The organism is Sagittula sp. MA-2 (assembly GCF_030126985.1).
GTDB lineage: Bacteria > Pseudomonadota > Alphaproteobacteria > Rhodobacterales > Rhodobacteraceae > Sagittula.
The window spans coordinates 4,542,116-4,554,603 of record NZ_CP126145.1 but is presented as its reverse complement, the minus strand read 5'-3'; the positions used below and the strand labels follow the sequence as shown (position 1 = coordinate 4,554,603).

General features: G+C 68.9%; 11 protein-coding genes. 5 read left to right on the top strand and 6 right to left on the bottom strand.

Annotated features, from left to right (window positions below; genetic code table 11):
* The first annotated feature begins 59 nt into the window (after positions 1–59).
* On the top strand, positions 60–1,292 hold the full coding sequence (locus tag QNI11_RS22140) for an aminopeptidase P family protein (RefSeq protein WP_283981805.1): 1,233 nt from the start codon (positions 60–62) through the stop codon (positions 1,290–1,292).
* A 120-nt stretch (positions 1,293–1,412) separates the two neighbouring features.
* Here the strand turns inward: QNI11_RS22140 and QNI11_RS22135 are convergent, their stop codons facing one another.
* Positions 1,413–1,985, bottom strand: a complete 573-nt coding sequence (locus QNI11_RS22135; protein WP_283981804.1) for a hypothetical protein — start codon at positions 1,983–1,985, stop codon at positions 1,413–1,415.
* A gap of 108 nt (positions 1,986–2,093) precedes the next feature.
* On the opposite strand from QNI11_RS22135, the gene QNI11_RS22130 reads away from it, so the two are divergent.
* The 3 genes from QNI11_RS22130 to QNI11_RS22120 all read left to right on the top strand — a co-directional run bounded on the left by QNI11_RS22130 (position 2,094) and on the right by QNI11_RS22120 (position 3,701).
* Positions 2,094–2,420, top strand: coding sequence for a hypothetical protein (locus tag QNI11_RS22130; RefSeq protein WP_157814969.1), 327 nt, complete (start codon positions 2,094–2,096; stop codon positions 2,418–2,420).
* A gap of 384 nt (positions 2,421–2,804) precedes the next feature.
* Positions 2,805–3,071: a hypothetical protein gene (locus QNI11_RS22125; RefSeq protein ID WP_100928818.1), complete on the top strand. Its 267-nt coding sequence runs from the start codon at positions 2,805–2,807 to the stop codon at positions 3,069–3,071.
* 15 nt (positions 3,072–3,086) lie between these two features.
* Positions 3,087–3,701, top strand: a complete 615-nt coding sequence (locus tag QNI11_RS22120) for a DUF1523 family protein (RefSeq protein ID WP_100928817.1) — start codon at positions 3,087–3,089, stop codon at positions 3,699–3,701.
* Positions 3,702–3,816: 115 nt separating this feature from the next.
* Here QNI11_RS22120 and QNI11_RS22115 read toward each other — a convergent pair whose 3' ends face one another.
* The 4 genes from QNI11_RS22115 to QNI11_RS22100 all read right to left on the bottom strand — a co-directional run bounded on the left by QNI11_RS22115 (position 3,817) and on the right by QNI11_RS22100 (position 9,422).
* Positions 3,817–4,800, bottom strand: a complete 984-nt coding sequence (locus QNI11_RS22115) for an ester cyclase (protein WP_283981802.1) — start codon at positions 4,798–4,800, stop codon at positions 3,817–3,819.
* Between the two features lie 17 nt (positions 4,801–4,817).
* On the bottom strand, positions 4,818–5,696 hold the full coding sequence (locus tag QNI11_RS22110) for a DmsC/YnfH family molybdoenzyme membrane anchor subunit (protein WP_283981801.1): 879 nt from the start codon (positions 5,694–5,696) through the stop codon (positions 4,818–4,820).
* A gap of 60 nt (positions 5,697–5,756) precedes the next feature.
* Positions 5,757–6,506: a 4Fe-4S dicluster domain-containing protein gene (locus QNI11_RS22105; RefSeq protein ID WP_283981800.1), complete on the bottom strand. Its 750-nt coding sequence runs from the start codon at positions 6,504–6,506 to the stop codon at positions 5,757–5,759.
* Positions 6,507–6,605: 99 nt separating this feature from the next.
* Positions 6,606–9,422 carry a molybdopterin oxidoreductase family protein gene (locus QNI11_RS22100; protein ID WP_283981799.1) on the bottom strand — a complete coding sequence of 939 codons (2,817 nt, stop codon included), beginning with the start codon at positions 9,420–9,422 and terminating at the stop codon, positions 6,606–6,608.
* Positions 9,423–9,671: 249 nt separating this feature from the next.
* Here QNI11_RS22100 and QNI11_RS22095 point away from each other — a divergent pair, with 249 nt between their 5' ends.
* Positions 9,672–10,526 (top strand): phosphate acyltransferase, encoded by an 855-nt coding sequence (locus tag QNI11_RS22095; RefSeq protein ID WP_283981798.1) that lies wholly within the window; start codon positions 9,672–9,674, stop codon positions 10,524–10,526.
* A gap of 70 nt (positions 10,527–10,596) precedes the next feature.
* Here the strand turns inward: QNI11_RS22095 and xsc are convergent, their stop codons facing one another.
* Positions 10,597–12,381, bottom strand: a complete 1,785-nt coding sequence (gene xsc / locus QNI11_RS22090) for a sulfoacetaldehyde acetyltransferase (protein WP_283981797.1) — start codon at positions 12,379–12,381, stop codon at positions 10,597–10,599.
* Positions 12,382–12,488 lie beyond the last annotated feature (107 nt).

Genomic DNA, 12,488 nt, shown 5'->3' with positions numbered 1-12,488 from the left:
CGGGACCTTCGTTTGCCAGCGCGGCAGGGGAAGGCCCGCCGCGCGACAGGAGACACGGAATGACCACCACGACCCTCGAAAAGCCCGCACAGAGCCGCCCGCAAAGCTATCGCTTCCACCAGGGCGACCGCATCCTGCCCTTCGCGCCCGCCGAATACGACGCCCGCCTTGCCGGGCTGCGCGCGATCCTGCGGGACGCCGGGCTCGACGCCGCCGTGCTGACCTCGATGCACAACATCGCGTATTACTCAGGCTTCCTCTACTGTTCGTTCGGCCGGCCCTACGGGCTTGTCGTGACCCAGACCGAAAGCGTGACGATCAGCGCTGGCATCGACGCGGGCCAGCCGTGGCGGCGCTGCCATGGCGACAACATCACCTACACCGACTGGGAGCGTAACAACTACTGGCGCGCGATCCTGTCGGTGACCGGCGCAGGCAAGGCGATCGGCTACGAGGCCGACCACATGACGCTGGCCTCCAAGGGACTGATGGACAGTTTCCTGAAACCCGCGTCCTCCGCAGACATCGCGCCCGCGACCATGCGCCAGCGGATGATGAAATCCGCCGCCGAGATCGAGCTGATCCGCGCCGGGGCCGCCGTGGCGGATGTGGGCGGCTACGCCATCCACGACGCGATCCGTCCCGGCATCCGCGAAATCGACGTGGCCATGGCGGGCCGCGACGCGATGGAACTGGAGATCGCCGCCCGCTTCCCGGATGCGGAATACCGCGACACCTGGGTCTGGTTCCAGTCGGGCATCAACACCGACGGCGCGCACAACCCGGTGACGGCGCGCCAGTTGCAGCACGGGGACATCCTGTCGCTGAACTGCTTCCCGATGATCTCGGGCTACTACACCGCGCTGGAACGCACGATGTTCGTGGGCGAGGCCGATCCGGCGTCTCTGAAGATCTGGGAGGCCAACGTCGCCGCACATGAATACGGCATGTCCCTGCTGAAGCCCGGCGCCTCCTGCGCGGAAATCACGCTGAAGATCAACGACTTCTTCGCCGAGCGCGACATGCTGCAATACCGCACATTCGGCTACGGCCACTCCTTCGGGGTGCTGTCGCACTACTACGGGCGCGAGGCCGGGCTGGAACTGCGCGAGGACATCGACACGGTGCTGGAACCCGGCATGGTGATCTCGATGGAGCCGATGCTGACCATCCCCGAAGGCCAGCCCGGCGCGGGCGGCTACCGCGAGCACGACATCCTCGTCATCACCGGGGACGGCAACGAGAACATCACCGGCTACCCCTACGGCCCCGGCTTCAACGTGGTCGGCTGACGTCAGAAAGGGTGCAGAATCTGCACCCTACGGTCTGCGCGGCCCGGTGACACCCGGTGACACAAGGGCCGCGCAGCAAGACGGGCAGCGGCGAAGGCTGCCCGCCCCCGAACCGAAGGATCACTGGCCGAAGACGGCCATGCCCTCGAAATCCATCTTGTCGAGCAGCCCGCGCGCGGTCTCCACGTCGCCCTCGGCCTGCACCAGCACGCGGTTGCCGATCAGCGCCATCATCTGCCCGTCCTGCACGGCAAAGCGCTGGCGGCCGATGCGTTCGGTCTTCATCCCCATGGCACCGGCGTTGTTGATCATCGCGGACATGCTGGCGACCATCGGGTTGTCGGCCATCAGGGTCAGCTTCAGCTCTTCCCCGTCCTGCGACATGTAGCGCGCCTCTGCCCCGACGCCGCCGCCCATCATGGCAAGGCCGGTGTTCATCTCGGTGTTCACCTCGCGCGTCCAGCCGTCGGGCGCGTCGGGCAGGAAGGCGCCAAGCGAGGCGGTCTTCATCTCCACCAGCCGCTGCCGGGCCATTTCGAGGTCGTCGAGCGCGAACTGGATATCGCCTGCGTCATAGGCCTCGCGCGCCGAATCGAGAAGGTCGGTGACCTCGTCGGCCTGCGCGGGCAAGGCTGCCAGGGACAGGGCAACAAGGGTGGGGGCAAGCAAGGTGCCTGCGGTCAAACGAAACATGGAAATCTCCTCGGGTGCAAAACAATGCCGCCACTGTGACTCTGCAAGCGCGTTGCCGCAACCCCCGGCCCGTTGCCTTCGGGGTGCGACGACGCCATCTTCTGTGCCATGATCCTCGGCCTCCTGATCCCCACGGCGATCCTCATCGCCCTCGCCGTCTTCGTCACCCGCGGGGTGGAACGGCTGATGCCGGAGACCATCCCCGGCATCGCCGCCGCGGCGCTGCTGTCGGCGCTGGCGCTGGTGGGGCTGTCCGCCTGCCTCTTCGCGGTGCTCTACCTGCTGGAAACCCCCTCGGCCGCGCGCCTGATCGGGCAGCGCGGCGGCGTTCTGCATTTCCTGCTGCTAGGCGTTCAGGCGGGGCTGGTCTGGGGGCCGATCGTGCTCCTTGTATCGGTCACCGCCCCGCGCCGCTGGCGCACCAACGTCTGGTAGGGCGGGCCACGTCCAGCGCATCCTCAAGGGCCTGGGTTCCCCGGGATCAGGACCGCCGCTGACCCGACGATCAAGAAGCCGGCAAAGCCGGCCAGCTTGACCCGTTCGAAGCGCCCCGGCGCCACGAACATGCAGGTGCGCCGAAACGTCGGAGTCGGCCTCCATGGCGCACGTCCTCCCCATCGAAACCTGCATGTGCGCAAGGCGGACGCGCCCGGGCGACCGAGCAGAACCGCTGCCCGCTTCGGACCGGTGCAGGCTCCGGAATGGACAGGCCGATGCTGAACCCATTACGTGACACCTGCGCCGGACCTCCCGTGCGACGCGGTTTGTCGTTGATTTTCCACGCAGGCCGTATCAGGTCATGAACAAAGGGAGACTGCGATGCTGGCCTTCGGGCGCTTCTTCATCCTCGCGTTCGTAATCTGCTCGGCCGCCTACGTCGTGCTGTGGCTCAGCCTGCGCGCGCGCCGCCGCCGCATGATCCTCGAGGAATGGAAGGCCAACCCCGAGGAGATGTCCCTTCACGCCTACCTCGACGCCGAGACGTCGCGCTGGGACCGCATCCGCCATCGAACTCTGATCGTTGTGGTCTATATCCTGCCCATGTGCACGGTCACCGCGATCATCTACCTTACGAATTTCCACTGAAAGGTCCGCTCCGCCATGAAATTTGTGAAATGGACGTTCATCGTGCTGTTCTGGCTGCTGGTCGCGGCCTTCCTGCATTACACGCTGCCGCAGCACGACGTGGTGCGGATCACGGACACCTATGAAAAACGCGTCGATCCGGGCGAGAACAGCCTGTTCTGGGCGCAGGCGGACACCGGCACCGACGGCACCCTGCCGAACCGCGACGTGTTCTTCATCCAGACCCGGCGCGACAACGGCGAGATCATCGTCTACCGCAACGAGGACACCGGCTGGGGCTGGCCGCCGTACTTCAAGTTCGACACCTCCAACCTGCAGGCCGAGGCGGCCGACATGAAGTCCACCGCCGACAACCCGCGCTGGGTGGCGGTGCGGCACTACGGCTGGCGGAACGAGTTCCTGACCATCTTCCCGAACGCCGTGGGACTGAAGCAGGTCGCGGGGCCGGACGTCAGGATCATCCCGTGGACCGCCATCGTCATCCTCGTGATCCTGGCAGCGGTCTACTGGGCGATCCGGGTGCGGTGGAAGCGGTTCTGGCGCAGCCGCGTCGACCCGATGCTGGAAGAGGCCGGCGACCGGCTCGACCAGGGCAGCCACCGGATGAAGGGCATGTTCAGCTCGAAATAGGGCGGGCCGTTGCGGGGCGTCCGGGGCGGGCGCCCTGTCCGGACGCCGCGGACGTGGCCGTGGCGGATGTCACGGGCACGACAGGGCGTAGGGCGGAGTTTCTCCGCCTGCCCCCTTAGCCGTCTCCGCGAGCCAGGACGATCTGCATCCAGACCGCCGGCACGTCCACCAGCGTCCATTCGCGGCGCAGGCCGTCCGGCCCGAACTCCGCCTGCGTCATCCCCATCACCAGCAGCTCCGCACCGCTCGGCGCGCCGAACAGGCCCCAGCCGTCGTGCCGCCCCGTGAGGGTCCAGCGCAGCGCGGCGCGGGGGCTGGCGGGGGCGTCTTCCTCGCCCATGGCGCTCTGCACAGCGAACCGGGCGGAGGGGAGCGAGGCGCGCAGCGCGCTCCAGAACCGTTCCGCCGCCGCGGGGCCGCTGTCGGGCTGACCGCCGGGATAGGTCACTTCCGCCGCCGGGTCGTACTGGCGGGCAAGGACCGAGATCTCGCCCGCCATCACGCGCGTGATAATATCCGACAGCGTCTGACCCCAGGGCGAGGTATTGCCCTTGCCGTCGAACCGCGGCGGCACCTCCGTTTCGGGTGAGAGTGGCGGCGCACAGCGCTCCGGCCCGCCCTGCGCGGCCACGGCCCTGCGCGCCCAGGCGTCGGGCGCCTCGCCCAGCGCGTTCAGGATGGCGAGCGTGTCGGCCACGCGCCATTCCTCGGCGATCTCGTTGCCGCGGCACCAGAGGTCGGTCATCACGCGGTGGCTGATGTCGCGGCCCGTAGGCGCACCGTAAAGGCCCGGCCCGTCATGCGTGGCCCGGCACCAGAGCCGCCGGGCGGCCAGCACCGACTTGTAGCCCGACTGCGCCCATATCGTTTCCTCGGGAAAGAAGGCGATGTCGGGCATGGCGGACAGGCGGGCCTGCGCTTCGGCCCGGATCGCGTCCCGTCCCCGCAAGAGGCCCGGCCCGGCGTGCACGACGGCGTCCCCGGCGTAGACCTTGGCGATGCGGTCGAGGCGCCGGTCGGTCCAGATTTCGCGCAGGGTGCCGTCGATGAAATCCGGCGCGTCGCGCCACCGTTCGTCGAAACCCGGCAGGAATGGCATGGATCGGACGCTCCCGTTCAACCGGACGGCGCGCGTCCGTAATAGAGGCCCACGACATGTTCGGCTTCGGCAAAGAACAACCAGCGGGCCACAACCACCCCTGCCACATGGGACACCGCTGCAACAAGCGCAAAGAGATGGTGGAACGGCAGGAGCAGAAACAGCACGGGCAGGACAAAGGCCAGCGCGGCGGCGATCACACGCAGTTTCGCCGCGTGCTTGCGACCCACGACAAACACCATCTCACGCGTCAGGTAATTGGACCCGGTGTGCGGCGGCTCGAAGGCACGTGGGGTGCCGCCGGTCAGGCCCGTGGCGCTGGCCAGCGTCGTGCCGGAGCGCGCCATCCGCCTGTCGCCGTCCCACCACGCCCAGCCCTGCGCCGCGCCGCAGGCGATCAGCAGCAGGATCGCGGTCACGACCCGGCCGGACAGCAGCGCCCCCCCGGCCAGCGCATAGAGCAGGAAGACCGCGGGCGTCGAAGGATCGTGCCAGCGCGGCACGGTCCGGAGCTGGGTGTAGATCATCGCGGTCGACCCCACTGTGACAAGCGCCAAGAGCGCGGCCAGCCATCCCAGCGGCAGGACCGGCGTGGCGAAGAACACCAGCGCCGCCGCGTATAGCCCGCAAAGCGTCAGTGCGGCAGCAGAGGCCCAGGCCTCGCGCGACAGCCAGCTCGACCGCCACTGGGTGAAGGCCTTGAGCGCCCGCTCGGGCCGTCCGAGGTGCTTTGCGCTGGCGCCCAGCCCGCAAAGGGCCAGCACGAAGGCCAGGGCGAAGAAGACGAAGGCCACCCAGCCGGTGGGCGGCGTCGGGTCGATCCCCAGCCAGAACAGCAGGCCGAAGCCCAGGCCGGACAGCGTGGTGAAGGCGATGAGAGACGGGGCCGGGTGCATTCTTGTCCTTCGAGGGAGGGCGGCGCGAAGCCCCGCCCTACAGGGTGTTGCGCGGTGCGGTCAGAGCTTGTCGAGGGCCCGGTCGAGCCAGCCGAGGAAGCCGCGCGGCTCCTCCGCCACCGGCGCGAGCCACGGGGCCAGGACATCGGTTTCCGCCTCCCATGTGTCCCGGGGGCGGGGCGGGAGGTACTTGTTCACGGGTTTCGTGCCCTGCTCGGGCATCAGGTCGATCCCGCCGCGCTCGGCCACCAGCAGGCTGACGGGGCTGTCGGGGTCGGAGAGGTCGCCGAAATGCCGCGCGCCCGCCGGGCAGGTGCGGACGCAGGCGGGCACGCGGTCTTCCTCCGGCAGGTTGTCGTTGTAGATCCGGTCGACGCAGAGGGTGCATTTCTTCATCACCCCCTCGGCGGCGTCCAGTTCGCGCGCGCCATAGGGGCAGGCCCAGGCGCAGAGCCCGCAGCCGATGCAGTCGCTTTCGTTCACCAGCACGATGCCGTCCTCGGTCCGCTTGTAGCTGGCGCCGGTGGGGCAGACGGTGACGCAGGGCGCGTCCTCGCAGTGCAGGCAGCTTTTCGGGAAGTGCACCAGCTGGGCGGTGCCCTGTTCCGGCGTGACCTCGTAGCTGTGTACGCGGTTGAGGAAGGTGCCCGAGGGGTCGGCGCCGTAGGGATCGCTGTCCGAGAGCGGCGAGGGCTGGCTTTGGGTGTTCCAGCCCTTGCAGGCCACCACGCAGGCGTGACAGCCGACGCAGGTGTCGAGGTCGATGACGAGGCCGAGGGTCCTGTCGGTCTGTCCGGGCAGCTGTGTCATGTGGTGGCCCCCCGCTGGTTCGCGGCGGCGCTTGCCGGGCGTTGCGGCCGGGTGACGGGGTCCGTGCCGTGAGTATTTGGGAAGCAGAGAAACATGCGGTCAGTCCCTTACCTGCCAGCGGAGGCTGTCCGGGGGCTGCGGGACGGGGCTGGCCTGCCGGCCGGTCTGCGGGCGTGCCTCCTGCGGGGGGGTGGCCTTTGCGATGCGGACGCGCAGGTCGAACCATGCAGCCTGACCGGTGACCGGGTCGGAGTTCGACCAGCGGAGGCCGTCGCCTTTGGGGGGCAGCAGTTCGTGGATCAGGTGGTTGAGCAGGTAGCCCCTTGTCGCCTCGGGCGCGTCCGGGTCGAGCGCCCAGGCGCCCTTGCGCTTGCCGATGGCGTTCCACGTCCAGACGGTATGCGGGTTGAGCGCGGCCATCTCCAGCACCGGGACGGTGATCTCTCCGTGCGGGGAGGTGACGCGCACCCAGTCGCCGTCGCGCAGGTCGTGCGCCTGCATGAGGGCGGTCGGCACGTAGAGCGGGTTGTGGCCGTGGATCTGGCGCAGCCATGCGTTCTGGCTGCCCCAGGAGTGGTACATCGCCATGGGTCTTTGGGTCAGCGCGTGGATCGGGAAGTCCTCATCGGTCGCGCCGTCGGAGGGCGGGTACCAGACGGGAAGCGGCGTCAGGCAGTCCCTGATCCGGTCGCGCAGGTGGTCGGGCGGCTGGTGGTCGCCCTTGCCCTCGGCCGCCATCTGGAAGCGGCGCAGCGGTTCGGCGTAGAGGGTGAAGAGGTAGGGCGTGGGCGCGTCCATCAGACCGTGTTCCACCGCCCAGTCCTGATAGACCATGTTCCACGGCTTGAAGTACTGTGCATCCGCGGGGATGTGCATGGCGTGAAAGCCGCCGTTGGCGATGTAGCTTTCGATCTGCCCGCCGTTCGGGTCACCGCGCCCGTGTTGCAGCCCGTGTTTGCCCAGCCGCCAGCCGGAGAGCGGGCCGATGCCGGGCTTGCGTTCGTGGTTGATCATGTAGTCGGCGTAATCGGCGTAGAGCGGCGCGCCGTCGCCGTCCACCATGCCCGGCAGGCCCAGCCGCGCGCCGAGGTCCAGCAGCACCGACTGGAAGCCGCGCACGTCGCGGTCGGGCTCCACCACCGGCCAGCGGATCGCGTCGGCGGCGGCGCCGGGTTCGGAGATCGGGCGGTCGAGCAGCGAGATGCAGTCGTGCCGTTCGAGGTAGGTGGTGTCGGGCAGGACCAGGTCGGCGTAGGCCACCATTTCGGACGAATAGGCGTCGGAGTAGATGATGCGCGGGATGACGTAGTCGCCGCTGTCGTCGGTGCGGGTCAGCATCTCCATGACGCCCCTGGTGTTCATGGAGGAGTTCCACGCCATGTTCGCCATGTAGAGGAACAGCGTGTCGATGCGGTAGGGATCGCCTGCGACCGCGTTGGAGATGACCATGTGCATCAGGCCGTGGGCAGACAGCGGGTTTTCCCAGGTAAACGCCTTGTCGATCCGGAGCGCCGCGCCGTCAGGCCCCAGCGCGAGGTCGGCGGGCCCCTGCGGATAGCCGAGGTGCGACCCCTTCAGCGGCTGGCCCGGCACCGCCTCGGCGTGCGGTTTCGGGTGGGCGGTGGCCGGTTTCGGATAGGGCGGCTTGAACCGCATGCCGCCGGGAGTTTCCACCGCGCCGATCAGGATCTGCAGCAGGTGCAGGGCGCGGCAGGTCTGGAAGCCGTTGGAATGGGCGGAGATGCCGCGCATGGCGTGGAAGGCCACCGGGCGGCCCACCATCTGCGCGTGCCGCTCGCCCCGGAAATCGGTCCACGGGCGATCCAGCACCACCGGATCGTCGAAGGCGGCGCGGGCGATCTCTGCCGCCAGGGCGCGGATCCGGGCAGGCTTCAGGCCGCAGCGGTCGGCCACGGCCTCCGGCGTGTAGGTGTCCGACAGGTAGGTTTCCGCCAGCCCGGACATCACCGTGACATGGGTGACGCCGGCGCGGCGGATGTGGCCGGCCAGATCGGGCCGGATGCCGGGCGTGTCGAAGGCAACGGGCCTGCCGGTCCGCCGGTCGACGACCAGCGGCTTGCCGTCCTCGTCGCGTAGGAACAGCCCGTGGGTGTCGGACTTCGGATCGCCGTCCAGCAGGACCGGCGCATCGGTGAAGCGCGACAGGTAGTCGAGGTCGATGCGCCCGGCCTTCAGCAGGCAGTGCACGAGGCTGAGGATCAGGAGGCCGTCGGTCCCCGGCGTGATCCCCACCCAGTCGTCCGCCACCGCGTTGTAACCGGAGCGCACCGGGTTCACGCCGATGATCTTCGCGCCCCGCGCCTTCAGCCTGCCGATGCCCATCTTGATCGGGTTGCTGTCGTGGTCCTCGGCCACGCCGAACAGCACGAAGAGCTTCGCGTGCTCCCAGTCGGGGGTGCCGAACTCCCAGAAGGCGCCGCCCATGGTGTAGATGCCGGCCGCCGCCATGTTGACGGAGCAGAAGCCGCCGTGCGCCGCGAAGTTGGGGGTGCCGTATTGCTGCGCCCACCAGCCGGTGAAACTTTGCGACTGGTCGCGCCCGGTGAAGAAGGCGAGCTTCTCCGGCGCCGTCTCGCGCAGGGGTTTCAGCCAGGAGACCGCCGTCTCGAGCGCCTCTTCCCAGGTGATCTCCTCGAATTCGCCCGACCCGCGCGGGCCCGTGCGCCGCAGGGGCGCCCTGAGCCGGGCGGGCGAATTGTGCTGCATGATCCCGGCGCTGCCCTTCGCGCAGAGCACGCCCTTGTTGATGGGATGGTCGCGGTTGCCCTCGATATAGGCCACCTTGCCGGACTTCATGTGCACGTTGATCCCGCAGCGGCAGGCGCACATGTAGCACGTCGTCTTGCGGACCTCGTCCGAGATCCGCGGCGCTGTATCGACCCGTGGCTCTCCCATCCGGCCTCCCTGTCACCGTGCCGCTTCTCGGGGGACCCGGGGGCACGTCTGCATCATTGGTAGATCAATTCCACCGGACCGCAAGCTTCCGGTCCGCGGTTCCGCGAAACTCGGCCAAGAGGGGACAGAGGCGGCGGATTGCGCGCCGGTTCCGGAACGCCGTTCGCGGGCGACAGCGGCAGGCACGGGCCGGTTGATCTTCGCCCGCCGCGCGGCCAAAGTCTGCCGCGCAGCGATGGCGGGGGTGGCATGGCGGTTCTGGAACAGGCATTCGACACGGCCCGCGCCCGGCAGGCCCGCGTGGTCTTTCCCGAGGCGGGAGAGCCGCGCGTCGACGCGGCCTGTGCCCGCCTTCAGGCCGAAGGGCTGGCGGTGCCGGTGGCCCTGCCCGACACGCCGACAGAGGCGCAGGTGGCCGCCCTGACCGGCGCGCGCGGGGTGACGGAGCCGATCGGACGCAGGATGCTGGCGCGCCCGCTGTTCCGCGCCGCCGCGATGGTCGCCGCGGGCGAGGCCGAGGCCATGGTCGCCGGTGTCGCCAACCCGACCCGCCGGGTGATCGAGGCAGCCTCCATCGCCATCGGGCTGGCGGAGGGCGTGGCGATCCCGTCCAGCTTCTTCCTGATGGTCTTTCCCGACGGGCGGGAGGTGATCTTTGCCGATTGCGCCGTGAACGTGGCCCCCGACGCCGAGGGGCTGGCCGCCATCGCGCAGGCCTCTGCCCGATCCGCAACGGCGCTGCTGGGGGAGGCGCGGGTTGCGCTTCTGTCGTTCTCCACCGGAACCAGCGGGGCCGGGCCGTCCGTCGACGCGGTGCGCGCCGCCGCCGAGCGGACGGGCTTCGACGGGCCGATCCAGGCCGACGCCGCGCTGAACCCGGTCATCGCCGCGCAGAAGGGGATGGGCCCGGGCGATGCCAACACGCTGGTCTTCCCCTCGCTCGACGCGGGCAACATCGCCTACAAGCTGGCGCAGGAACTGGCCGGGGCGCAGGCCATCGGGCCGATGCTCCAGGGCTTCCGCAGGCCGGTCTGCGACCTGAGCCGCGGCGCCCGGGTGGAGGACATCGTCGCCGCCACCGCGCTCTGCATCGCGATGGGCTGACACAAGGCCAGCGCCCTCACGCCCTTCGACACCGGGCGGCACGCCACGGCACGCCGCCCTTCCCGACGGTTCAGCCATGGCCCGGCTGGCGCCGCATGTCCGCCGGGTCGATGCCCGCCACGACATTGGGCTTCTTCATCGCATCGCGGCGGAAGGGTTCGCCCAGTTCCTGGTTGATCATCGCCTCGATCAGCGTGGTCACGCCGTCTTCCATCTGCGCGCGGCAGGCCTCGGTCAGCGCCTCGCGCAGTTCGTCCATGCTGCGCGCCACGACGCCCTTCAGCCCGCAGGCCTGCGCGATCCCGGCATAGCTCACCTTCTCGTCCAGTTCGGTGCCGACGAAGTTGTCGTCGTACCAGAGCGTCGAATTCCGCTTTTCCGCACCCCACTGGTAGTTGCGGAAGACGATATGCGTGATGGCGGGCCACTCCTTGCGGCCGATGGCCGTCAGTTCCGTGACCGAGATGCCGAAGGCACCGTCCCCGGCAAAGCCCACCACCGGCACGTCCGGGCAGCCGATCTTGGCGCCGATGATCGCCGGCAGGCCGTAGCCGCAGGGGCCGAACAGGCCGGGCGCCAGGTACTTCCGCCCCTCGTCGAAGGACGGGTAGGCATTGCCGATGGCGCAGTTGTTGCCGATGTCGCTGGAAATGATCGCATCCTTGGGCAGCGCGGACTGGATCGCGCGCCACGCCATGCGGGGGCTCATCCAGTCGGGCTTGTCGGCGCGGGCGCGCTCGTTCCACGTGGTGCCCGGATCGTCGTCCTCGTGATCCATGGAGGACAACTGCTGCGCCCACTTCGACTTCGTCTCGGCGATCTTCGCCTTGCGGGCATCGCGGCCCTCGTCCCCGGCGTCCGGCGCCAGTTGCCGCAGGATGCCGGTGGCCACCTTGGCCGCATCCCCGACGATGCCGACCGACACCTTCTTGGTCAGGCCGATGCGGTCGGGGTTGATGTCCACCTGGATGATCTTCGCGTCCTTGGGCCAGTAGTCCATGCCATAACCCGGCAGGGTCGAGAACGGGTTCAGCCGCGTCCCGAGGCACAGCACCACGTCGGCATCCCTGATCAGCTCCATCCCGGCCTTCGACCCGTTGTACCCCAGAGGCCCGGCAAACAGCGGATGCGATCCGGGGAAGGCGTCGTTGTGCTGGTAGCCCACGCAGACCGGCGCATCGAGCCGCTCCGCCAGTGCCATCGACGCCGCGATGCCGCCCTTCGACAGCACCACGCCCGCGCCGTTCAGGATCACCGGCGCCTTGGCGTTCGACAAAAGCTCGGCCGCTGCCGCGACAGAGGTCTCCCCGCCCGAGGAACGTTCGAACTCGACCGGTTCCGGGATCTCGATGTCGACGATCTGGGTCCAGAAGTCGCGCGGCATGTTGATCTGCGCCGGTGCGCTCGCCTGCTTCGCCTTCGAGATCACGCGCGTCAGCACCTCTGCCACGCGCGAAGGATCGCGCACCTCTTCCTGGTAGGCGACCATGTCCCGGAACAGCGCCATCTGCTCCACCTCCTGGAAACCGCCCTGCCCGATGGTCTTGTTGGCGGCCTGCGGCGTCACCAGCAGCAGCGGCGTGTGGTTCCAGTAGGCGGTCTTCACCGCGGTGACGAAGTTGGTGATGCCGGGGCCGTTCTGCGCGATCATCATCGACATCTTCCCCGAGGCGCGGGTGTAGCCGTCGGCCATCATCCCGCCCGACCCTTCGTGCGCGCAGTCCCAGAACATGATGCCCGCCTGCGGGAAGAGGTCGGAAATCGGCATGAAGGCCGAGCCGATGATGCCGAAGGCATGTTCGATCCCGTGGCGCTGCAGCACCTTCACGAAGGCTTCTTCGGTGGTCATTTTCATGGAGTGTCTCCCCGGACATGCGGTTCCCGGCGGCTGGTCCGCCCGGGCTTTGCGCGCCAATCTAGCCAGCGACCCCGGCCCGCGATAGGGCCAGTTGGCGCACCGGA

Coding starts and splice junctions, on each gene's coding strand:
- QNI11_RS22140 (WP_283981805.1), top strand. CDS start 60: ATGACCACCACGACCCTCGAAAAGCCCGCACAGAGCCGCCCGCAAAGC.
- QNI11_RS22135 (WP_283981804.1), bottom strand. CDS start 1,985: ATGTTTCGTTTGACCGCAGGCACCTTGCTTGCCCCCACCCTTGTTGCC.
- QNI11_RS22130 (WP_157814969.1), top strand. CDS start 2,094: ATGATCCTCGGCCTCCTGATCCCCACGGCGATCCTCATCGCCCTCGCC.
- QNI11_RS22125 (WP_100928818.1), top strand. CDS start 2,805: ATGCTGGCCTTCGGGCGCTTCTTCATCCTCGCGTTCGTAATCTGCTCG.
- QNI11_RS22120 (WP_100928817.1), top strand. CDS start 3,087: ATGAAATTTGTGAAATGGACGTTCATCGTGCTGTTCTGGCTGCTGGTC.
- QNI11_RS22115 (WP_283981802.1), bottom strand. CDS start 4,800: ATGCCATTCCTGCCGGGTTTCGACGAACGGTGGCGCGACGCGCCGGAT.
- QNI11_RS22110 (WP_283981801.1), bottom strand. CDS start 5,696: ATGCACCCGGCCCCGTCTCTCATCGCCTTCACCACGCTGTCCGGCCTG.
- QNI11_RS22105 (WP_283981800.1), bottom strand. CDS start 6,506: ATGACACAGCTGCCCGGACAGACCGACAGGACCCTCGGCCTCGTCATC.
- QNI11_RS22100 (WP_283981799.1), bottom strand. CDS start 9,422: ATGGGAGAGCCACGGGTCGATACAGCGCCGCGGATCTCGGACGAGGTC.
- QNI11_RS22095 (WP_283981798.1), top strand. CDS start 9,672: ATGGCGGTTCTGGAACAGGCATTCGACACGGCCCGCGCCCGGCAGGCC.
- xsc (WP_283981797.1), bottom strand. CDS start 12,381: ATGAAAATGACCACCGAAGAAGCCTTCGTGAAGGTGCTGCAGCGCCAC.